Origin of the sequence: Streptomyces kronopolitis (assembly GCF_014646275.1) — a bacterium.
Taxonomy (GTDB): Bacteria; Actinomycetota; Actinomycetes; order Streptomycetales; family Streptomycetaceae; genus Streptomyces; species Streptomyces kronopolitis.
On sequence record NZ_BMND01000009.1, the window covers coordinates 131,422 to 152,233 of the forward strand.

General features: G+C 74.5%; 17 protein-coding genes and 1 pseudogene. 7 read left to right on the forward strand and 11 right to left on the reverse strand.

Annotated features, from left to right (window positions below; translation table 11 throughout):
- Positions 1-12: 12 nt before the first annotated feature.
- From IEY78_RS13230 to IEY78_RS13245, 4 genes are all read right to left on the reverse strand, one after another.
- Positions 13-2,037, reverse strand: coding sequence for a DUF5107 domain-containing protein (locus IEY78_RS13230; RefSeq protein ID WP_189097886.1), 2,025 nt, complete (start codon positions 2,035-2,037; stop codon positions 13-15).
- A gap of 108 nt (positions 2,038-2,145) precedes the next feature.
- Positions 2,146-3,051 (reverse strand): arginase family protein, encoded by a 906-nt coding sequence (locus tag IEY78_RS13235; RefSeq protein ID WP_189097887.1) that lies wholly within the window; start codon positions 3,049-3,051, stop codon positions 2,146-2,148.
- 173 nt (positions 3,052-3,224) lie between these two features.
- Positions 3,225-3,629, reverse strand: coding sequence for a glyoxalase superfamily protein (locus IEY78_RS13240; protein WP_189097888.1), 405 nt, complete (start codon positions 3,627-3,629; stop codon positions 3,225-3,227).
- 13 nt (positions 3,630-3,642) lie between these two features.
- Positions 3,643-4,194: a GNAT family N-acetyltransferase gene (locus tag IEY78_RS13245; protein WP_189097889.1), complete on the reverse strand. Its 552-nt coding sequence runs from the start codon at positions 4,192-4,194 to the stop codon at positions 3,643-3,645.
- Between the two features lie 342 nt (positions 4,195-4,536).
- Here IEY78_RS13245 and IEY78_RS13250 point away from each other — a divergent pair, with 342 nt between their 5' ends.
- Positions 4,537-5,724: a cytochrome P450 gene (locus tag IEY78_RS13250; RefSeq protein WP_189097890.1), complete on the forward strand. Its 1,188-nt coding sequence runs from the start codon at positions 4,537-4,539 to the stop codon at positions 5,722-5,724.
- 35 nt (positions 5,725-5,759) lie between these two features.
- Positions 5,760-5,954: a ferredoxin gene (locus tag IEY78_RS13255; RefSeq protein ID WP_189097891.1), complete on the forward strand. Its 195-nt coding sequence runs from the start codon at positions 5,760-5,762 to the stop codon at positions 5,952-5,954.
- A gap of 138 nt (positions 5,955-6,092) precedes the next feature.
- Here the strand turns inward: IEY78_RS13255 and IEY78_RS13260 are convergent, their stop codons facing one another.
- The 5 genes from IEY78_RS13260 to IEY78_RS13280 form a co-directional block, all read right to left on the reverse strand.
- Positions 6,093-7,865 (reverse strand): alpha/beta fold hydrolase, encoded by a 1,773-nt coding sequence (locus IEY78_RS13260; RefSeq protein ID WP_189097960.1) that lies wholly within the window; start codon positions 7,863-7,865, stop codon positions 6,093-6,095.
- Positions 7,866-8,093: 228 nt separating this feature from the next.
- Positions 8,094-9,026 (reverse strand): S66 peptidase family protein, encoded by a 933-nt coding sequence (locus tag IEY78_RS13265; RefSeq protein WP_189097892.1) that lies wholly within the window; start codon positions 9,024-9,026, stop codon positions 8,094-8,096.
- Entirely contained in the window at positions 9,023-11,053 is a 2,031-nt protein-coding gene (locus IEY78_RS13270; protein WP_189097893.1) for a prolyl oligopeptidase family serine peptidase, read from the reverse strand. Before IEY78_RS13270 ends, IEY78_RS13265 begins: the two co-directional genes overlap by 4 nt.
- 39 nt (positions 11,054-11,092) lie before the next feature.
- Positions 11,093-12,457, reverse strand: a complete 1,365-nt coding sequence (locus tag IEY78_RS13275) for a M20/M25/M40 family metallo-hydrolase (RefSeq protein ID WP_189097894.1) — start codon at positions 12,455-12,457, stop codon at positions 11,093-11,095.
- Positions 12,450-13,283, reverse strand: a complete 834-nt coding sequence (locus tag IEY78_RS13280; RefSeq protein WP_189097961.1) for a M55 family metallopeptidase — start codon at positions 13,281-13,283, stop codon at positions 12,450-12,452. The genes IEY78_RS13275 and IEY78_RS13280 overlap by 8 nt, the downstream gene beginning before the upstream one ends.
- Positions 13,284-13,652: 369 nt before the next feature.
- Between IEY78_RS13280 and IEY78_RS13285 the strand changes: the two genes are divergently transcribed.
- From IEY78_RS13285 to IEY78_RS13295, 3 genes are all read left to right on the forward strand, one after another.
- Positions 13,653-14,540 carry a PucR family transcriptional regulator gene (locus IEY78_RS13285; protein WP_229699908.1) on the forward strand — a complete coding sequence of 296 codons (888 nt, stop codon included), beginning with the start codon at positions 13,653-13,655 and terminating at the stop codon, positions 14,538-14,540.
- Between the two features lie 247 nt (positions 14,541-14,787).
- Positions 14,788-15,663 carry a serine hydrolase gene (locus IEY78_RS13290; protein WP_189097895.1) on the forward strand — a complete coding sequence of 292 codons (876 nt, stop codon included), beginning with the start codon at positions 14,788-14,790 and terminating at the stop codon, positions 15,661-15,663.
- Positions 15,664-15,868: 205 nt separating this feature from the next.
- Positions 15,869-16,807 carry a class I SAM-dependent methyltransferase gene (locus IEY78_RS13295; RefSeq protein WP_189097896.1) on the forward strand — a complete coding sequence of 313 codons (939 nt, stop codon included), beginning with the start codon at positions 15,869-15,871 and terminating at the stop codon, positions 16,805-16,807.
- Positions 16,808-16,846: 39 nt separating this feature from the next.
- Here the strand turns inward: IEY78_RS13295 and IEY78_RS13300 are convergent, their stop codons facing one another.
- Positions 16,847-19,453, reverse strand: coding sequence for an MFS transporter (locus IEY78_RS13300; protein ID WP_373294145.1), 2,607 nt, complete (start codon positions 19,451-19,453; stop codon positions 16,847-16,849).
- Positions 19,454-19,706: 253 nt separating this feature from the next.
- Positions 19,707-20,150: an SRPBCC family protein gene (locus IEY78_RS13305; RefSeq protein WP_189097897.1), complete on the reverse strand. Its 444-nt coding sequence runs from the start codon at positions 20,148-20,150 to the stop codon at positions 19,707-19,709.
- Positions 20,151-20,307: 157 nt separating this feature from the next.
- Between IEY78_RS13305 and IEY78_RS13310 the strand changes: the two are divergent.
- Together IEY78_RS13310 and IEY78_RS13315 are read left to right on the forward strand one after the other, a co-directional pair.
- Positions 20,308-20,523, forward strand: a pseudogene (locus IEY78_RS13310) (Rv2578c family radical SAM protein); the annotation flags it as partial.
- 26 nt (positions 20,524-20,549) lie between these two features.
- Positions 20,550-20,756 carry a hypothetical protein gene (locus IEY78_RS13315; RefSeq protein WP_189097898.1) on the forward strand — a complete coding sequence of 69 codons (207 nt, stop codon included), beginning with the start codon at positions 20,550-20,552 and terminating at the stop codon, positions 20,754-20,756.
- The last annotated feature ends 56 nt before the right edge of the window (positions 20,757-20,812 follow it).

The following is a 20,812-nucleotide window of genomic DNA, read 5'->3' on the forward strand; positions in this document are numbered from 1 at the left end:
CGGACGGGCGGGCTACGGCCGCATCCGGTAGTCGTACCGCTCCGGGAGCGGATGCCCGGCGCGGGCCGCGGCGCGGACGGCCTCGGTGACCGGTCCGCCGGCCGCGACCAGCCGCTCGGCGATGGCGTACCAGGTGTCGCCGAGCGCCTCGTCGCCCTCCCGCAGCGCGGCGATCTCGAATCCGGCGTCGAAGATCTCCCGTGCCGCGGCCGGCTGTCCCTGGGCCAGCAGCACCTGCGCGGTCAGCAGCTGGAGGCGGCCGTCGGCCGGTCCGGTCCGGCGCAGGCCCGCCAGCAGCCGCGCGGCCGCCTCCGTGCGGCCGGCCGCGACCAGCGCGGGCACCGCCTCCCGGGCGAGCGCGGGCAGCACCGCCTGCCAGGCACGGGCCCGCGGCCCCTCCTCCGAGGCCGCCCGTGCCGCCTCCTCGCAGGCCTGGGCGTAGCGGTCGGCGGCGCGGGCCGGCTCGCCCGCCGCGGACTCGGCGACGGCCAGGCAGTACAGCGGCAGGCAGCCGGCCCGCCGCGCGAGCGCCCGCTCCCAGCTGCGGACCGCCTGGGCCCGGTCGCCGGCATGCCACTGCGCGAGCCCCAGGTGGTAGTCGGTGGCCGGCCCCGGCGCCGCGGACTCCAGCAGCTCCCGCCAGGCCGGCGCAACCAGCGCGGGGCCGGGCAGGGGACCGTCGGCCGGCAGGTCCCCCGTGGTGAGCAGGGTCAGCCAGGGCTGCTGCTCCGCGCCCAGCGTGTCCGCGGCGAACGGCGTCCCCGGCAGCGTGAGCCCGGCGCGGGCCACCTCCAGCGCGCCCCAGCCCGAGCCGGTGGCCAGCGACTCCTTCGGCTCGTGGTCGGCGTACGGGCGCCAGGCGGCGAAGGCGGCGTCGACGTCCGCCCGCGGCAGGGCGGCCGCCAGCCGGGTCTCGACCTCGGTGCGGGCCGCGCCCCAGTCCGCGCCGTGCACCGTCGCGGCGTCGGCGGCCAGCGGTCCGTACGCCTCCAGCCAGGCGAACTCGCCGCCCGCTTCCAGCGGTAGGTGCTCCAGCTGGGTGCGGGCCAGCCCCGCCTGGATCTCGGCGTAGCCGCCGGTGCCCGGTGCGGTGAGCCACTGCTGCCAGCGGCGCCCGGCCCGGCCCGCGCCCCACAGGAAGAGCTTGCGGCCGCGGAGCGCGTCGGTGGAGGTCTGCACCAGGCCGCGGCCGTCCGCGCCGAGGGAGGCGATCCAGCCGCGGGCACCGTCGGGCACCGCGTAGAAGTAGTCGGCGGGGTACTCGCTGCGCAGCGGGTAACTGCGGTCGCAGCCCTCGGAGTCGGGCACCGCAACGCGGCGCAGGGTCCGGGCGTAGTCGAGGTGCCAGGCCTCGTCGGCGGGGGCCAGGACGCGGCTGCCCTCGTCCTCGGGGACGGCGGTGTTGGACCACCAGTAGACGGGCACGGTGCGCGGGTGCGGATTGCGGATCCGCACGCCGACGTGCAGGAAGTCGGAGCCGTCGGGCAGCCACAGGTCCACCTGGAAGGGCAGGTCGCGCAGCCGTTCCCACTCCCACAGCCGCAGCATCTCGCCGCCGTCGGGCGCCGGGACGCGGGCGGCGTGCAGCGGGGCGCAGGACAGGGTGGTGTGTCCGGTGGCGCCGATGTTCCATTCGATGCCGCCGGAGAACCAGGCGCCGTTGAGCGCGAAGGCCGCGGGCTGGAGCACCGGGTTGCGGTAGAGCAGTTCACGGCCGGTGGGCTTGTGGTGCAGGGAGTACACCCGGCCGCCGAGGCCGGGCAGGACGGTGGCGCGCAGCCGGTCGTTCTCCAGGACCAGCGCGTCCACGTCGGTGCTGCGCAGGTCGCGTCCGTAGCCGTCGCGCATCCGGGTCGGCAGGATCGAGCGCAGCGGCGCGTAGCCGATCCGGCGCGCCATGTCGGCGGGCAGCCGGGCGTCCGGCCCGAGTTCGACGCGGTGCGGGTCGTCGGTGGCGTGCAGGGCGGGGAGGGGGTTGTCCGGGCCGAGGGGGGCGGCGGGAAGGGTCAGGGTGGTGTGTCGCACACTCGTGGCCACGGCTGCCTCGCAATGCTGGACCGGGCCACCCCGGTTGCGGCGGCCTCTTGTTGACCATCGAACCGCGTCCCCGCCGGTGCGCACAGGGCTTCTCGCGGCCGCGGCGGGTCAGGGTTGCGCAAAGACGTCCTCAAGGAGACCGGCGAGCAGCACCGCGCCGGCCCCCTCCGGGTCGCGGTCCGGGTCATAGACGGTGACGTCGACACCGGCGCAGCGGGGTGAGGCGGCCAGCGGGCGGAGCAGCGCGCGGAGTTCGCCGGGGAGCAGGCCACCGGGGTCGGGGCTGTCCACGGCCGGCATCACGGACGGGTCGAGGACATCCGCGTCGAGGTGGATCCAGAAGCCGTCGAGCGGGGCGCGGTGGAAGCGGGTGAGGACCTCGCGGGCCACCCGCTCCGGGCCGCGCCGCCGGATCCCGCCGACCGGGGTGTGGGCGATGCCCAGACCTGTCAGCTCCGGCTGGGCTTCGTCCGCGTCGCGCAGGCCCAGCACGCTCAGGTCCTCGTCGCGGACGTAGGGGCCCAGGCCGTCGAGGTCGGTAAGGTCGGGCTGTCCGCGTCCGGTGATCTGCGCCAGGCCCTCCCCGGCGGCGGCACCGACGGGACCGGAGACCGCGGTGTTGCCCGGGTGGCGGAAGTCGCCGTGCCCGTCGAGGTGGACGACGCCGTACCGCCCCAGCCGCCGCAGGGCGAGCACCGCCCCGAGCAGGATGCTGCAGTCGCCGCCCAGCACCACCGGGAAGTCGCCGCCGCGGACGTGTCCCTCGACGCGGGCCGCGAGCGTGCGGGTGTAGGCCGCGAGGGGCGCGGCGTGGAAGTCGCCGTCGCCCTCCTTCCACTCCCCCAGGTCGTAGCGGGGCGGCACCACCACGCCGCCCTCCCGCGCACCGAGCCGCCGCAGCAGCCCCTGGTCGCGCAGCGCGCCCGCCAGCTTGTAGCAGCCGGGGACGACGCCGGGCGCGGGCGGCCGCAGCCCCAGGTTGGAGGGCGCATCGATCAGTACGGTACGGCGCATGACGTGATCGTTCCACAGGTCGGCGGGAGAGGGGGCGGAGCCGGTCAACTCACTTGCGGGGACGGGGACTTCGCGTCTATGGCGGGCGGGCTCACGGGGCTCCGACCGCGACCGAACCGCCGCTCCCCGCCCGTCGCTCATCCGGTCGCCGGCACGTCCCGCCCGCCCGTCGCTCACCCGGCCGCCGACTCCCCCTCGCCCGGCCGGTCGGGGGCGTCCGGCTCGGTCAGCCGCAGCTGGTTGCCGAAGGGGTCGGTCAGCGTGAGCGTGGTGCCCCGTCCGTCCCGCTCCAGACCGGGCCGCAGATACGGATAGTCCTTGCCGGCCAGCTCGGCGTGCAGCGCGTGCACCCCGCTCAGCTCGGTGCAGACGGTGGAGCCGGGCGTCGCGTCGCCGTGGTGCTCGGACAGATGCAGGACCAGGTCACCGCGGGAGACCTGGGTGTAGAGCGGCATGCCGGGCTCGAAGCGGTGCTCCCAGTCGACGGTGCAGCCGAGGTAGCCGAGGTAGAACTCATGGGCCTTGGCGACGTCGAAGATCCGGAAGACCGGAACGGTGCGGTGGAAGACGATGTCCATGCCCGGCAGGACATCACACCGGGTCCTGCGGGACCATCTCGGCGGTGATCGCCCAGCGCTCGTGGTCACGCCAGGCGCCGTCGAGGAACAGGAAGTCCGGCGAGTAGCCCTCCAGCCGGAAGCCGGCGCGCCGCACCAGGCCGATCGAGGGGTGGTTGGCCGGCTGGACGTTGGCCTCCAGGCGGTGCAGCCCCATCGTGCCGAAGGCGTGGCACAGCACCAGCCGCAGCCCCTCGCTCATCAGCCCGCGCCCGGCGGCGTGCGCGAAGGCGCCGTAGCCGATCGCCCCGCTGCGGAACGCGCCGTGCACGATGTTGTTGATCGTCAGGTAGCCGGCGATCCCGCCGCCGGTGAGTTCGCAGATCAGGAACCCCTCGCGCAGCGGCTCCTGCAGCCGGTGCAGATAGCCGTCGTAGGCGGGGTCGGTGACCGGCGGGGCGAGCCAGGGGTGGTGCAGGTCCGCGCTCTCCCGCGCCCGCGCCGTGAACTCGTCCCGGTCGGCGGCGGTGAAGGGCCGGATGCCCACCCGCCGGGCGCGCGCGAGGTAGCGGTCGTTCGTCGTCATCGGCAGATCGTACGAAGGGGTGGCGACGGCGGGCCAGCGCATTCGGCGGGTGTCCGCGCGGCGCGGGCCGGCGGCGGCACGGGGAGCCCTTTCCCTCCGACGCGCGGCGCGGCGGGCGCCGGACGGCGGGCGGTGCGGCGCACCATCGTGGGGCACGTGACGGGGTGTCTCCGGCGCACGACGGCACACGAAGTTGGCCGGTCTGCACGTAGACGTGCCCGCTGTCCGAGGCATGAGGTGAGATCGGCGCGGCCTCCACGGCGCGCTTCTCCATGGACATCTCGCTTCTCCAGGGACATCTCACAGGGCGAGCGGACCGAGCCGCTCGTACGGGAGGAACTCGTGACCGAAGCCATCGCGTATTTCCAGGGCCGCACCTGCCCCTACCACCCGCCGGCCGGCTATCAGCCGCTGCGTGACGCCGGCCCGCTGGCCCATGTCACCCTCTACGACGGCCGCAAGGTGTGGGCGGTGACCGGCCACAGCGAGGCGCGCACGCTGCTGAGCGACCCGCGGCTGTCCTCCGACCGGCAGAACCCGGCCTTCCCGGCGCCGTTCGCCCGCTTCGCGGCGCTGCGCCAGGTCAGGTCGCCGCTGATCGGCGTGGACGACCCCGAGCACAACACCCAGCGCCGGATGCTGATCCCCAGCTTCAGCGTCAAGCGGACCGCGGCGCTGCGGCCGCAGATCCAGCAGATCGTCGACGGGCTGCTGGACCGGATGCTGGCGCAGGGGCCGCCCGCCGAGCTGGTCTCCGCGTTCGCGCTGCCGGTGCCCTCGATGGTGATCTGTTCGCTGCTCGGCGTCCCCTACTCCGACCACGAGTTCTTCGAGGAGGCGTCCCGCCGGCTCCTGCGCAGCCGGACGGCCGAGGAGGCGGAGGAGGCCCGCATCCGGCTGGAGGACTACTTCGACGAGCTGGTCGCCCACAAGGAGAAGACCCCGGGCGAGGGCCTGCTCGACGAGCTGGTCCACGACGAGCTGCGCACCGGCGCCCTGGACCGCGAGGATCTGGTCCGGCTCGCCATGATCCTGCTGGTGGCCGGCCACGAGACCACCGCCAACATGATCTCGCTCGGCACCTTCACCCTGCTGGAGCACCCCGGACAGCTGGCCCGGCTGAAGGCCGAGGAGGGGCTGCTGCCGGCCGCCGTCGAGGAGCTGCTGCGGTTCCTGTCCATCGCGGACGGCCTGCTGCGGGTGGCCATGGCGGACATCGAGATCGGCGGGCAGGTCATCCGTGCCGACGACGGCGTGCTGTTCCCCACCTCGCTGATCAACCGGGACGACGGCGCCTATCCGGCACCGGACGAGCTGGACGTCGGCCGCTCCGCCCGCCATCACGTGGCGTTCGGGTTCGGCATCCACCAGTGCCTGGGGCAGAACCTCGCCCGGGCGGAGATGGAGATCGCGCTGCGCTCGCTGTTCGACCGGATCCCGGATCTGCGACTCGCCGTGCCGGCTGCCGAGATCCCCTTCAAGCCGGGGGACACTCTGCAAGGAATGATCGAACTGCCGCTGGCCTGGTAGCCGCGGTGCATCCGGCCGAACGAAGGGGTTCTGAAATGCGGATCACCATCGACACCGACGTCTGCATCGGCGCCGGCCAGTGCGCGCTGACCGCGCCCGGGGTGTTCACCCAGGACGACGACGGCTTCAGCGAGCTGCTGCCCGGCCGCGAGGACGGCGCGGGCGACCCGATGCTGCGGGAGGCCGTGCGTGCCTGCCCCGTGCAGGCCATCACCGTCGCGGACGACTGAGCGGCGCCCTCGCGGACGTTTCGCTGACGCGCGCGGCCCCTGCCGTCCGGGCCCCGCGGCGCACCCGCCACACCCGGCCCCGCTCTCCCTGTCCCGACTGCCCCTACGCCCCTTGTCCCTACGACACCGATCCGTCCACTACGGCAACGCCCCTCGGACGACGGGCAGTTCGAGGAACCCGGTGTTGCCGCGCCCGGCGACGACCGTCACCGGCTGCACCCCGCGATTGCCCGTATAGGCGTCGTCGCTCGCGGCGATGACCAGGCGCAGTCGGTGCCCCGGCGCGAAACGGTGCACGATGCCCGGCAGTTCCACGGTGAACCGCCGGGTCACATCGGCCACCCGCGCCGGGGCCACCAGGCGGTGCACGAGCGTCTTCCTGCCGTCCGGCGCGACATCGTAGAGCTTGGCGAACAGCACCAGCCGGTCCGCCGCGTCCGGGGAGCCCTGCTGCCGCGCGGCCGCCGGCGCGACGGCCCGCAGGGTGACCGCGGGCGCGCCCACCACCTCCAGCGGCCCGCCCGTGACCGGCGGCGACGTCCAGTCCGCGAAGGTGCCGCGGGCGTCGTACGGCGGCACGTCCGGCAGACCGAGCAGCGGGGCCAGTGAGCTCTCCGAATGGCTGGTGGGGGTGCGCAGGTTGCGGTACGTCCGGCTGCCGGGGACCACCTCGCGGCGGCGGTCGACGAGCCGGCCGTCCCCGGAGAGGTAGAGGCGGCGGACGGCGCCGGCCGGGAAGGAGCGTGCGGTGCCGTAGGCGGAGCCGTCGGCCGCCCAGTCCCGGTGGTACGCGAACGCCGGGCCGGTGGCGGCCGCCGTGCGGTGGTGCAGATAGCGGTCGAACCAGGCCAGGATCCGCCGCCCGACATAGCTGGTGTCCAGATTGCCGCGGGCCAGGTCGAGTTCCCCCTCCGCCGGCTTCCGCATCCCGCCGCTGTGGCCCCAGGCCTGCCAGATCATCCGGGCCGGGGTGCCCCGGGAGCGCAGCGCCCGGTAGCTGGCGGCGGCCTCGTTGAGGTTGAACAGGGTGTCGGCCTGCCCCTGAACCAGCAGCGTCGGCGCCTTGACCGCCGCCAGGTAGGACACCGGGGAGACACCACGGGTGTAGCGGAGCACGGCCCGGGTCCGCCCGGCCGGGTAACTGCCGGAGTCCAGCAGCCGCTTGGCGTCGCAGGCCCGGGCGGCGAAGTGCAGGCAGCCGGCGCCGCCGGTCCGCGACGGGTCGAGGTCCGGATGGAGCAGCCCCTGCGCCTCGCCGATCAGGAAGAACCCGTTCGTCCACTGCCACTTGTACGCCCCGGGCAGCGCACCGCCGCGGCCCGCGGCGTTGGGGGCGAGGGAGTAGGAGAGGTCGTTCCAGGTGATGAGCGGGACCAGCGCGTCGACGCGGCGGTCGACGGCGGCGGTGGCGAGCTGGACCGCCCCGCCGTAGGACGCGCCGATCATGCCGACGCGCGGATCGCCGGCGCCGTCCCGGGTGACGTAGTCGAGCCGGGTCCCGTTGTCGGCCGTACGGGTGCCGGCCAGCAGGTCCACCAGTCCGCTCGCCGCCCGGCCGTCGATCGCGGGGTCGTCGAGGGAGATCGGGCAGCCGGACCGGCCGAAGCCGAGGCCGGAGTAGGCCAGCGTCACATAGCCGCGGGCGGCGAGGGCCTTCGCCGGGCCGGCGGTCGAGGCGTCCGACTTGCTGCCGCCGAAGCCGTTGGTGGTCAGCACGGCGGGCGCCGGGTGGGCGGCGTCGGCACCGGACGGGCGGTAGAGGTCGGTGTCCAGGACGCAGTCGCGGTCGCCGGCCCGGACGGTGACCTTGAGCGCGGTGACGGTGTACGCCCCGGCGGCGGCCACCGGGGCGGGCGGCGACAGCGCGAACGGCGTGAGCAGCGCGCAGCCGGCCAGCACCGTGAGGGACATCCGCCGCACGGGGCGGACCACCGCTCGGGACACGCTGGGCACGAGGACCTCCACACACCTCCACCGACCGGTCGGCGGCGGGCGCGCTCATGCTGGGTCACGGCCGGGGGCGATGCAAGGCACCCGGCCCGCGTCGCCGCTAGGACGTCAGTTCAGCGCCGCCCGCGGCCGCTGCCGGGGCCCGGCACCCGTCCCCACCGGCGGCGACCAGGCGCCGGACCCGGTGGGTCATACCGTCGCCGGGACATCCAGGACGAGCGTGCCGGCCGTCGCGTCCAGGACCGCGGGCACGCCCAGCGGCACGGTCAGCGCCGAGTCGCCGTGCCCGAACCCGCACTCCTCGGCCACCGGCACCCCCAGCCCGCCCAGCCGGTCCGCCAGCACCTCCCGCACCCGCTCGTAGGGGCCGCAGCGGGCCCACGAGCCGAGGGCGATCCCGGCCACCCCCTCCAGCCAGCCGGCCCGCAGGAGTTGGGTGAGCGCCCGGTCGAGGCGGTACGGCGGCTCCCCCACGTCCTCCAGCAGCAACAGCCCGCCGGCCGCGGCGGGCCGGGCCCGCGGCGCGCCCAACTCGGTGGCGAGCATGGTCAGACAGCCGCCGAGGGTGACCCCGTGCGCCCGCCCGGGCACCAGCGCCCGGGCGGACGGCGCGGCCAGGGTGCGGACGGTCTCCGGCGCGAACAGCGTGCGCCGCAGATGCGTGCGGGTGGCCTCGTCCTTCAGGAAGACCTCGCCGGCCACGGCCGGTCCGTGCAGGGTGGACACCCCGGCGCGCACCGCGAACGCCTCGTGCAGCACCGTCACATCGCTGAAGCCGACCAGCGGCTTGGGGGCGGCGGCCCGGACGGCGTCCCAGTCCAGCAGGTCGACCATCCGCTGGGCGCCGTAGCCGCCGCGCGCGGCGAACACCGCCTTGACCGACGGGTCGCACCACGCCGCCTGGAGGTCGTGGGCCCGCTCCTCGTCGGTCGCGGCGAGGTAGCCCAGGGTGGCGTGGGTGCCGCGGACGTGGGGCGCGGGCACCGGGTCGAGGTCCCAGCCGCGCAGCACGTCCAGCCCGCGGTCCAGCCGCTCCGGCGAGAGGGGGCCGCTGGGCGCCACCACGGCCACCCGGTCGCCGGGCCGCAGCCGCGGCGGGCGCAGGAGCGGCACGCCCGTCATCCGCGCAGCTCCAGCGCCGGGACATCGCTGCGCTCCAGTCCGAAGGCCCGTACGTAGAGGCCGAGTTCGGCCTCCACCGCGCGCACGATGGTCTCGGCGCGGCGGAAGCCGTGCCCCTCCCCGGCGAACGGCAGATAGGCGTGCGGCACCCCGCGCCCGGCGACCTCGGCGAGGAACCGCTCGCACTGCGCGGGCGGGCAGATCACATCGTCCAGGCCCTGGAGCAGCAGGAACGGCGCCGCGATCCGGTCCGCGCGGCGCAGCGGCGAGCGCTCGCGGTAGCGGTCGGGCACCTCGGCGAACGGCCCGACCAGCGACTCCAGATACTGCGACTCGAAGTCATGGGTCTCGCCGGTCGCCCAGCCGGCCAGGTCCAGGATCGGGTAGCTGATGGTGCCGCAGGCGTAGAGGTCGGTGCCGGTCAGCGAGGCGGCGGCGGTCCAGCCGCCGGCGCTGCCGCCGCGGATGGCCAGCCGGTCGCGGTCGGCGCTGCCCTCGTCGGCCAGGGCGCGGGCGACGGCCGCGCAGTCCTCGACGTCGACCACGCCCCAGCGGCCGCGCAGCCGCTCGCGGTACTCCCGGCCGTAGCCGGTCGAGCCGCCGTAGTTGACCTCGGCGACGCCGATGCCCCGGGAGGTGAAGTAGGCGATCTCCAGGTCGAGCACCAGCGGGGCGCGGCCGGTGGGGCCGCCGTGCGCCCAGACCACGAAGGGCGGCAGTTCGCCGTCCGGGGCGGTGTGGTCGGGGTTGTGCGGCGGATGGATGTGCGCGTGGATGTCCCGGCCGCCGGGCCCGGTGAACGTACGGCTGCGCGGCCGGGGGTGGTAGGCGGGGTCGAGCACATCGACGTGCGGGCAGGCCAGGACCCGGGCGCGGCCGGTGCGGGTGTCCAGCTCGACGAGTTCGTAGGAGCTGTGCGGGCCGGCGGCGATGCCCAGGACGCGGCTGCCGTGCACGGCGAGGGTGGGCGCCCATTCCGTCCACGGGCCGGCCGCGTCGACGAGTTCGCCGGTCACCGGGTCGAGTATGCCCAGGGCGGTGGTGCCGCGGCCGTGGATCACCGCGAGGGTGCCGTCCTCCAGCGGCAGGAACCAGCGCTGTCCCACGTTCCACAGCGGGCCGCCGAACTCCTCCTGGCGGGCGGGGCACAGCGCCCGGCGCGCCGCCGGGTCGCCGGGTGCCGCGTCGAGGTCGAGGCGCTGGAGTTCCCACCAGCCGTCGGGGTCCGAGACAATCAGCAGCGAGCCGTCGGGCGCCCACTCGATCTGCGCGACGGACTCCCCGTCCCCGCCCGGGCCGTCGGGCGGGACGGTCCCGAGGTCGCCGGCGACCGCCCGGACATCGCTGAAGGTGCCCGCGTCACCGACCGCGGCCACCATGACCAGGGTGCCGTCCCAGGGCATGCGGGGGTGGTCCCAGGCGATCCAGGCGGCGCGCCGGCCGTCGGGCGAGAGCCGCGGGCCGGTCACGAAGCGGTGCCGGTCGTCGGTCAACTCCCGTACCCGGGAGCGGTCCTCGGCCGCCGAGCCGTCCAGCGGCACCGCGGCGAGCACCCGGCGCACATCGGTGGGCCGGTCGCCGGTGAACTCCTCCAGGACGCACCACACCTCGCCGAGTCCGGGGCGCAGCACCGGGTCGGCCCAGCGCAGTCCGCCGCCGACCGCGGAGCACGGGGTGAGCGGGCGCGGAGCCGCGTCGCCGTCCGGGGTGCAGGCGTAGAGCCGCTGGTCGTCGAAGTTGCTGAAGACGAGCAGCGGGCCGTCCGCGGTGTCCGTGCCGGCCCAGGGCTGGCCGCCGTACTCCAGCACCCGGCTGCGGACGTTCCAGGGCGCGGGCAGCACCGACTCCTTTTCGCCCCCCGGCCGCCGGCGCACCAGCGTCCGCCGGCCGCCCTCGGCGGGCCGCGGCTCCGTCCACCACACCTCGTCGCCGACCACGCCGACGAAGGCCGGCCGGCCGTCGTGGGCGGCGACCGTCCGGGCGTCCACCGGGGACATCCAGGAGCCGTACGGAGCCGTCGTCACCATGCTGTTGTTCCTCTCCACCGTCGGGCAGCGCGCGGCCGGTCAGACCGTGCGCAGGAAATGGTCGAGCACCCGGACGCCGAAGTGCAGCCCCTCGACCGGCACTCGCTCGTCCACCCCGTGGAAGAGTGCCTGATAGTCGAAGCCCTCGGGCAGTTTCAGCGGTGAGAAGCCGTAACCGGTGATGCCCAGCCGGGAGAACTGCTTGGCGTCCGTGCCGCCGGACATGCAGTACGGCACGACCCGGCCCTCGGGGTCGAAGCGCTCGATCGCGGCCCGCATCGCGGCGAACGTCGGGGAGTCGACGGGGGCCTGCAGCGCGACCTCGCGGTGGTGGTACTCCCAGTCGACGTCCGGCCCGGTCAGCGCGTCCATGGTGGTCTCGAACTCCGCCTCGCCGCCGGGCACCACGCGGCCGTCGACATGGGCGACCGCGGATCCCGGGATCACATTGACCTTGTAACCGGCCGCGAGCATCGTCGGGTTGGCGCTGTTGCGGACGGTCGGCTCGACCAGCCGGGCGGCCGGGCCGAGCGAGTCCAGCAGCGCGTCGACGTCCAGGCCGGCCGCCTCGGTGTCGGCGTCGACGCCGTGGAGGGCGGCGAGTTCGCGCAGCGCGGCGCGTACCGTCGGGGTGAGCCGCAGCGGCCACTCGTGCGCGCCGATGCGGGTCACGGCCGCGGCCAGCCGGCTGACGGCGTTCTCGCGGTTGACCTTCGAGCCGTGTCCCGCCCGGCCGTGCGCGGTCAGCTTCAGCCAGGCCGTGCCGCGCTCCCCCGCCGCGACCGGATACAGCTGCAGTCCGCCGCCGGCGTGGAAGGTGAAGGCCCCGGACTCGCTGATGCCCTCGGTGCAGCCCTCGAAGAGCGCGGGGTGCCGGTCGGCGAGGAAGCCCGAGCCGTCCTCGGCGCTGGCCTCCTCGTCGGCGGTGAAGGCCAGCACGATGTCCCGCCGCGGCCGCACCCCGCTGCGGGCCCACCGGCGGACCACGGCCAGCATCATCGCGTTCATGTTCTTCATGTCGATGGCGCCGCGGCCCCAGACCACTCCGTCGCGGACCTCCCCGGAGAAGGGGTGCACCTGCCAGTCGGCGGGCTCGGCGGGCACCACGTCCAGATGGCCGTGCACCAGCAGGGCGTCGGCCGCCGGGTCGGTGCCCTCGATCCGGGCGACCACATTCGTCCGGCCCGGACTGCGCTCCAGCAGGGTCGGTGTCAGCCCGGCCCCGGCCAGCCGCTCGGCGGCGTACTCGGCGGCCGGCCGCTCCCGGCAGCTGCCGTCCCCCGCGTTGCTGGTATCGATCCGGATCAGCCCGGAGGTGAACTCCACGGCCTCGTCGAGCGCCCGCATGTCCACGCCGGAGGACTGGCCGTCCGCCGGCCGCCCCGCCCCGTGCCGCTCAGCCATACTGCTCCTCCACCGCGGACGACACGACGGTGGTGACCGCCTTGAAGCACCGGATGGCCTCGTACATGTCCTGTCCGGTGTACGCGACCCGGCGCTCGCCGGCGCGCTCCACGCCGGGCACGCAGGTGGCCGCGCCCACCAGATGCTCGGCGTCGAATTCCAGCTCGAAGCGGAACGGCCCGTTGCGCACGCGCTCATGGCGGACCGCCAGTGAGGCGCCCTTGGCGGCCGCGGCCCGGATGTCGGCCGCGGTGCGGGCCGGCGGCCGGCAGACCGCGGCGTAGCGCGACACATAGTCCTTGACCGCCACCGCGGGAGCCTCGGCCGCGTACCCCAGGGCGTCCTGGCAGGTGCGGTCGTCGCCGGTCACCAGCACCACGGGCACGCCGTACTCCGCGACCACGAGGGAGTTGAGGTACCCCTCGCTGGCCCGGACGCCGTCGACCCAGACGCCGGTGAGGGTGTTGGCGAGGTAGGTGTGCGCGAGGACGCCCTCGGTGCCGGCACCGGTGTGGTAGCCGACGAAGGCGATCCCGTCGACATCGCCGTGCTGCACCCCTTCGACCATGCTCAGCGACTTGTGCCGGCCGGTGAGCATCTCGGCGCGCTCGTCGAGCCGTTCCAGCAGCAGGTTGCGCATCGTCCAGTGCGCCTCGTTGACGAGCACCTCGTCGGCGCCGCCGTCGAAGAAGCCGGCGATCGCCGCGTTGACGTCGGAGGTGAACATGGCGCGGCAGCGCTCCCACTGGGGCGTTCCGGGCAGCACATCGGCGGGCCAGGTCACGCCGGTGGCGCCCTCCATGTCCGCGGAGATGAGGATCTTCACAGTCACCAGTCCTATCGCAGCCATGAGTCGGTACGCACGATCCCCCCACAGTGTCGAAGCCGCCGCACGGATTTGCCAGTGCGGCCAGGGACGTTGGGCGCTGACGCCCCGTCCGGTCCCCTCCGGAGGCGGCCCGTTGGCCACGCAGCGTGATCCCGGCGTAGCGGAAGAAGGGATTCCTGTGAAGCGGATGTGGAGGTACGCTCGTGTCGCGCCGCATCTCAAACAGTTTCTGTCGCAAAGTGCAAGGACTTCGAACGGAATCCGAAAGGACTTCTGAACGAGTCCTGTCAACTGCCGACGGCACGTGCCAGGTGGGGTAGAAAAAGGCCGAACCAGCTTCCCAGGCGATGAGACAGAGGCAGAACGGTGAGCGAAGTACTGAACGGCGTCCGTTTACCGCAACGCGGTGACGGACGGGCCGACAGCGAAGACGACCAACTCGCGATCCTGACCGAACTGATCGCGCAAACCCTTTGCGATCGCAATCCTGGCTTCAAGGAAGTCCTGGAGCGCGGCGGTCACCAGCAGGTCACCCACCTGATCGAGAACGTGCTCCGGAACGGCAACCCGTTGCCCGAGAAGGTCCGCGCGGTCATGCTGCGCAGCGACACGGACATCCACCTCGTGGCGTCCGCGCTCGGCGACTGCCTCGTCAGCGCGCCGGGCGAGGCGCCGGGTCTGCTGATACCCGCCGCGCTCGCCGACGGCAAGGAAGGGCGGGCCCGGTTGAAGGGCGTGCTGCGCCATCGCGCGGCCGTCGTCGGCCATGCGGTGACGCCACAGGAGGCCACCGCCTCCGTGCGCGCCGCGACCCGGCTGCTGGATCTGGCCTGCGCGTACGACGGCCCGGAGGCCGGCGTGGTGTTCGTCGACGACCACCTCTCCTCCCTGCTGCTGCTCCAGGACGAGTCCCTGGCCCACGCGCTGATCGCCCGCCGCCTCAGCCCGCTCGCCGGGCTGACGCCGGAGCGGTGCGAGCGGCTGGAGGCGACCCTGCTGGCCTGGCTCAGCGGCATGGGGGCCCCGGAGGTGGCCAAGGCGCTCAGCATCCACCCGCAGACGGTGCGCTACCGGATGCGCCAGCTGGAGAAGCTGTTCGGCGCCCGCCTCCGCGACCCGCACACCCGTTTCGAGATCGAGCTGGCCCTGCGCAGCCGCCAGCTGATCGCCGGTGCGCGCCGCCGCCGCGCCGCCGTCAACCGCCGCCGCCCCCGCGCCGTCCCCCGCCCCCGCACGCCGCTGCCACGTCCCTAGGAGCGCCCAGCCCCCCGCATACCCCCACGATTTGGCGAACGTCACATCCCGGCACCCGCGCCGAAAACGGACAATCCACCCCAATCTTCTGAGGCGTCCGGACGCCCGCCACGTATCGTCACCGTGACCCATGCCCGGGAGGCCGGCCGGCGCGCGGCGGCACCGACCCGCAGCGGAGCCGGATGCGCGAGGCCGGCCGCCCGAGAGCTGCGCCACCGAAACACAGCGGGAGCTGAACATCACCTCCATGCACGGATCACGCATATCGACCTGCACCCGGCGCGGGCTGGCCGCCGTCGTGGCCGCCGGGTCGCTGCTCACGGTCCTCACCACGGCGACCCCTGCCACCGCCGCCACCGCCGACGCACCGGTGGGCGGCTCCAAGGTCGTCTGCACATCGAAGAAGCCGGGCCTGGCGCCGACGCTGTCCCAGGACCTCGCCGGCGCCCTCGACGGACGGCGGGGCGCCTCCGCCCTGGCGGTCTACGACCGGCCCACCGCGACCCGCTGCGAGTTCAAGGGCGGCAGCCACTTCGACTCGGCGAGTGTGGTGAAGGTCACCGTGCTCGGCGCCCTGCTGCGGCAGGCCGAGGAGGCGCACCGCACGCTCACGCCGCACGAGGTCGATCTGACCACCGGCATGATCACCAAGTCGGACAACGACGCCACCACCGCGCTCTGGCGCCAGGTCCGCCCCTCCGGGATCCAGCACTTCCTGTCGCTGGCCGCCATGCGGGACACCGTCCCCGGCAAGGACGGGGCCTGGGGCCTGACCCAGATCACCGCCCATGACCAGCTCACGCTGATGCGGCTGCTCACCACGGACACCCCGGTGCTCGGCGCGCACTCCCGGGGCTATGCGCTCGACCTGATGCACCGGGTCGAGGCCGACCAGCGGTGGGGGGCGCCCGCCGGTGCCCCGGCCGGCACGGACGTGCACGTCAAGAACGGCTGGCTGCCCCGCGACAAGGGCGGCTGGCGGGTGCACAGCGTCGGCGCCTTCACCGGCAGCGGCCGCGACTACGGCATGGCCGTCCTGTCCACCGGCAGCCACACCATGGACTACGGCGTCGACACCATCGAGAACGCCGCCCGGGTCGTCCACCGCGATCTGGCGCGCTGACCGCACCGGCCGGACCGGGCGCACCCGAACGCGCCCGCCACCGGCCGCAGTTCACGCCGTACAGGGCCCGGGCGGCACCGCTGCCCGGGCCCCGGTGCGCTCCGCCCGGCGCCCGGCGGCCCGTGCGGTACGACTTTGCACTCCCCCGGGTGACCGCTCCCCCGATCGGCCCCGGCGGGGGCCCGCCCGGCGATATCAACGCCACATGATCGAGGCAGCGCGCACCACGGGCCGCGAACCGACCGCTCCGTCCGTCCCCCGCCCCGCGGCCCCCGCCGAGGGGATCCCCGCGCCCCGGCGCGTGACGGCGGACCTCACGGGAGTGCCCGAGACGGCGCTGTGGACGCTGCGGCACCGCGCCGCCGAGGCCGCCCGCCCGGACACGGTGCTGCCCGACCCCCGCGCCGTCCGCCTGGCGGCCCGGCTCGACTTCCCGGAGCAGGGCACCGTCCGGCCCTGGCTGGCACAGGGCATCGCGCTGCGCGCCCTGGCCTTCGACGAGGTGGTGCGCGCGTTCCTCACCGACCACCCGGACGGCACCGTGGTCGCGCTCGGCGAGGGCCTGGAGACCCAGTTCTGGCGGGTGGACAACGGCCGGGTGCGCTGGGTGACCGTCGACCTCCCCGAGCCGCTGGCGCTGCGCGGACGGGTGCTGCCGCACGGCGACCGGCAGCGCCTGGTCGCCTGCGACGCGCGCGACGACCGCTGGACGGCGGGGATCGACCCCGCGCGCGGTGTGCTGGTGACCGCTCAGGGCCTGCTGATGTATCTGGAGCCGGCCGCGGCGACCCGGCTGATCGGCGTCTGCGCCGCGGCGTTCCCCGGCGGCGCCATGGTCTTCGACACCGTCTCGCGGCGGTTCAGCGCCCGCACCCGCCGCGGCGGGAAGGGGCTGGTCGGCCGCCGGATGCCCCCGATGCCCTGGGGCATGGACACCGCCGAGCGGCCGCTGCTGCGCGAGATCCATCCGGCCATCGGCGAGGTGTCGGCCCTGCCGCTCCCGGCGGGCCGCGGCCTCCTCGGCCGCCTCGCGCCCCGGCTCACCGCCGTGCCGCTGGTGCGCAACGACTGCCCGCTGCTGACCCGGCTGCGCTTCGCGCCGGCGCCCGTGCCCGCACCGGACCGGTCCCGGCGCTCCGGCTGAGCGCGGCGGGCGGCCCGCGAGCCGCCCGCCGCGACCGGCTCAGTCCTCGTGCCCCAGCTGGAGGTCGCGCTCGGTGCGGCCGCCGCCCGCCACCTGGAGGACGGTGGCCACCGGCGGATATCCGGCGGCGATGACGGTGTACTCGCCGGCCGACAGGTCCACGAAGCGGAACAGCCCGTCGGCGCCGGTGATCGCGGTGTCGACGACATTGCCGGCCGCGTCCAGCAGCGTGACCCGGGCGTCCTCGACGGTCCGGCCGCCACCGGCCCGTACGGTCCCGCGCAGCACCGCGCCGCCGGCCAGCTCGATGTCCTGGCGGGTCTCCCGGGACGCCTGGACGCTCACCGGCAGGGCGGCGGGCCGGAACGCGGGGGCGCTGGAGGCGAGGGTGTACTCGCCGGCCACCAGGTCCCCGATGACATAGCCGCCCTCACGCCCGCTGCGGGTGGTGGCGACCACCTCGCCGCGGACATCGGTGAGGGTGACCATGGCATCGCGCACGGGGGTGCCGTCGGCGGTGGTGACGGTGCCGGCCAGGCGTCCCGCGCCGCCCAGCACAACGTCCAGGTCGACCGGCCGCTCGCCGACGGTGACGGTGACCGCCTGCGGCTGGTGCCCGCCCGCCGCCGCGATCAGCACATAGGAGCCGGCGCCCGGCGTGCTCAGCGCGTACCGGCCGTCCTCGCCGGTGGCGCCGCGGCCGATCTGCCGGCCGGCGACATCGATCAGGGTCAGTGCGGCGCGCGGCACGATGGTGCCGTCGTGGTGCTGGACGGTGCCGCACACCGGGACGCCGGCCGGGGCCGGGTGCGGTGCGCCCGGGTGCCGGTGCGTACGGGAGTAAGCCGGCCCGGAATCAGGGGAGTTGACGGTGTCGGCGGCCGTGGCGGTACGGGCCTGCGGGACGGTGGCGGGGTCGGCCGGATCGCCGTAGGGCGGCAGCGGGGTGGTGGAGGCCTGCGGAGCATGCGGGGCGTGGGACACCAGGGGTTTCTCTTTCAGGAAGAAGGCGAGCAGGAAGCCCAGGAGGAGGACCGGCACGAAGTAGAAGAAGATCCCCGGCACGGCGTGCGCGTACGCGGCGACATAGCTGTCGCGCAGCGGGGCGGGCAGCGCCCGCACCAGTTGCGGGGTGATCGACTCCGGATCGGGCAGCTTCGCCGACCGCGGCAGCCGGCCGCCGAGCCGGCGGGCCAGCCGGTCGGCGAAGAGGGTGCCGAAGAGGGCCGCACCGGCGCAGCCGCCGATCTGCCGGAAGTAGTTGGTGGCGCTGGTGGCCGTGCCGAGGTCGGCGGGGCGTACGGAGTTCTGCACGGCGAGCACCAGCACCGGCAGGACGAGGCCGATGCCGAGGCCGAGGACGCCCATCCAGACGCTGTAGACCTCGCGCGGGGTGTCCTGCTGCCAGCGCGACAGCAGCCACATCCCCACCGCGGCCGTCGCGCATCCCAGGAGGGGGAAGACGCGGTAGCGCCCGGTGCGGCTGATGAGCCGGCCGGAGACCAGGGAGGCGAGGACGATGCCGCCCATCAGCGGCAGCATCAGCAGCCCGGACCCGGTGGCGGTGGCGCCGTCGACCATCTGGAGGAAGGTCGGCAGATAGCTGGCGGCCCCGAAGAGCGCGATGCCGACGGCGGCGCCGATCAGCCCGGTGAGGTTGAAGACCGAGTCGCGGAACAGCCGCAGCGGGATCAGCGGTTCGGCGGCGAAGTACTCGACGGCGACGAACAGCAGGGCGGTGCCCAGCGCCCCGGCGCCGAGGCCGAGCACGACCCGCGAGTCCCAGGCGTAGGTGGTGCCGCCCCAACTGGTCAGCAGGACCAGGCAGGTGGAGAACGCGGCGAGCAGCAGGGCGCCGGGCAGGTCCAGCCGCGCGCGGCGGGCCGGCCGGGGCAGCTTCAGCACGCAGGCGATGAGCAGCAGCGTCAGCGCCCCGAGGGGGACGTTGAGGTAGAAGCACCAGCGCCAGGAGGCGTGGTCGGTGCAGAAGCCGCCGATCAGCGGCCCGGCCACCGAGGCGAGCCCGAAGGCCGCGCCGATCAGGCCCATGTAGCGGCCGCGGGCCCGGGGCGGGACGAGGTCGGCGATGATCGCCTGGACACCGATCATGAGCCCGCCGCCGCCGGCGCCCTGGACGGCGCGGAAGGCGATGAGTTCGTCCATGGTCCGCGACCAGCCCGCCAGTGCCGAGCCCGCGGTGAAGACGAGGAGCGCGAAGAGGAAGACGGGCTTGCGGCCGAAGAGGTCACCGAGCTTGCCGTAGAGCGGAAGTCCGATGGTGGAGGCCAGCAGGTAGGACGTGATCGCCCAGGACATCGTGTCCAGGCCGTGCAGCTCGCCGACGATCTTCGGGAGCGCGGTGGCCACGATGGTCTGGTCGAGGGCGGCCAGCAGCAGCGCCGCCATCAGCCCGGCGAAGACCAGTCGCACGCGGCCGCGGCCGGGGCCGGGCGGCTCCGCCGTGGCGGGCCCGGGGCCAGGTGGCTCCGCCGTAGCGGGCCCGGGCTCGGGCGACTCCGCCGTGGCGGGGCCGGAATCCGGGCCGCCGGGCCGGTGGTGCGCGGCCGGCCGCTCCGGAGCTGCCGGGGTGTCCGCTGCGGGCGGATCGGTCCGTTCGACCCGTTCGCCCAGGGTGGTCCCGCCCACGTGCTGCTCCCCTCGTCACGCCTGTTGCCGCCCAATTTCTCGCATTGGGCGACAACACCGATCAAGCGCGGCGAATGGGGGCGTGCGGGGCCGGAACGGACGTCAAGTGCGGTGCACAGCGCACCTCTTGGGCTCCCATCAGGGCTTTCCGCGAGGAGGCGATCCGGCGGGCCGCACGCTCCGGCTCATCGGAAACCACCCGAACCGGTGAGTGTGACGAGGGGCCCGCGGGGTGACGCGGTGACCGGACCGATCACTTCTCCGTCTCGCGGGCGAGGTTGTCGAGGAGCGCGTCGTAGATCCGGCCGAGTCCCTTGGGGGCGAAGGTCTTCTCGAAGAAGCCGCCGATGCCGCCGGCGCCCGTCCAGGTGGTGGTGACGGTGACCTTGGTGCGCTTCTCGCCCGCCGGGGTGACGACCCAGGTGGTCACCATCGAGGAATTGCGGTCCTTCTCCACGAGCTGGCCCTCGGTCGGCTCGTCGACCTCCAGCAGGCAGTCCCGCACCCGCTTGCTCGTGGCCTGGAGCTTCCAGTGGACGAGGGTGCCCTTGCCGTCGCCGCCCTCGCGCACCTCGTACTCGCTGAAGTGCTCGGGCAGCAGCTTCTGACGCGTGCCGCTGTAGTCGGCGAGCGCGTCGAACACGCTCTCCGGGTCCGCCGCGATCTCGCGCTGCGTCGTGGCCTCGACCTGCCCCATGTGCGTTTCCCTCCGGTAGTTCGGCTGCCCGCCCTGCGGTGCACGCCAAGCCAACCACCCCCGGGTGACCCGCCCAAATCCAGGGTTGACCCTCGACGTGGGAACGTTTGTTCTATTATTAGCCCGGGGGGTTCGGCAGGATCCAGAAGGAGGCCCGATGCGCTGGGACAATCTCGGCGACAGCCCGTCCGCGCTGTTCGGCACGGAGGTCGTGAGCCGGACCGTCGACACCCCCGAATTCCGCGGGATCACCTTCCACGAGGTACACGCCCGCTCGCTGGTCAACCGGGTCCCGGGCGCCTCCCGGATGCCGTTCGAATGGACCGTGAACCCCTACCGCGGCTGCAGCCACGCCTGCGCGTACTGCACTGCATGGCCCTCTTGAGCCCGGGAGGGCCGGTGCTCAGCACTCCGAACGCGGACAAGGCCTGGAAAGGCATGACGAGCTCCTTCCCGACCCCGGAGGCTCCAGGCCAGTATGCCGACCCGGGCAAGGCGGAGAGGACGGCTTACGCCGTGCTGCTGTACGGACCGGCTGCGCGCTCAGGCGACACCAACGCGAGTCAGTGGCTGCTGCTGCGCGACCGCACAGCGAAGCGCCTGTAACCGACGCACCAGCAGCAGCCACACGTCACGGATGCTTCTCGGAAGTTGCGTCTGAA

What these genes read in the sequence shown, in the direction of transcription:
- IEY78_RS13240 (WP_189097888.1), bottom strand. Translation starts at nt 3,629, where the DNA reads ATGGACATCGTCTTCCACCGCACCGTTCCGGTCTTCCGGATCTTCGAC.
- IEY78_RS13265 (WP_189097892.1), bottom strand. Translation starts at nt 9,026, where the DNA reads ATGACGGGCGTGCCGCTCCTGCGCCCGCCGCGGCTGCGGCCCGGCGAC.
- IEY78_RS13255 (WP_189097891.1), top strand. Translation starts at nt 5,760, where the DNA reads ATGCGGATCACCATCGACACCGACGTCTGCATCGGCGCCGGCCAGTGC.
- IEY78_RS13260 (WP_189097960.1), bottom strand. Translation starts at nt 7,865, where the DNA reads ATGTCCCTCACGGTGCTGGCCGGCTGCGCGCTGCTCACGCCGTTCGCG.
- IEY78_RS13235 (WP_189097887.1), bottom strand. Translation starts at nt 3,051, where the DNA reads ATGCGCCGTACCGTACTGATCGATGCGCCCTCCAACCTGGGGCTGCGG.
- IEY78_RS13275 (WP_189097894.1), bottom strand. Translation starts at nt 12,457, where the DNA reads ATGGCTGAGCGGCACGGGGCGGGGCGGCCGGCGGACGGCCAGTCCTCC.
- IEY78_RS13270 (WP_189097893.1), bottom strand. Translation starts at nt 11,053, where the DNA reads ATGGTGACGACGGCTCCGTACGGCTCCTGGATGTCCCCGGTGGACGCC.
- IEY78_RS13305 (WP_189097897.1), bottom strand. Translation starts at nt 20,150, where the DNA reads ATGGGGCAGGTCGAGGCCACGACGCAGCGCGAGATCGCGGCGGACCCG.
- IEY78_RS13295 (WP_189097896.1), top strand. Translation starts at nt 15,869, where the DNA reads ATGATCGAGGCAGCGCGCACCACGGGCCGCGAACCGACCGCTCCGTCC.
- IEY78_RS13245 (WP_189097889.1), bottom strand. Translation starts at nt 4,194, where the DNA reads ATGACGACGAACGACCGCTACCTCGCGCGCGCCCGGCGGGTGGGCATC.
- IEY78_RS13290 (WP_189097895.1), top strand. Translation starts at nt 14,788, where the DNA reads ATGCACGGATCACGCATATCGACCTGCACCCGGCGCGGGCTGGCCGCC.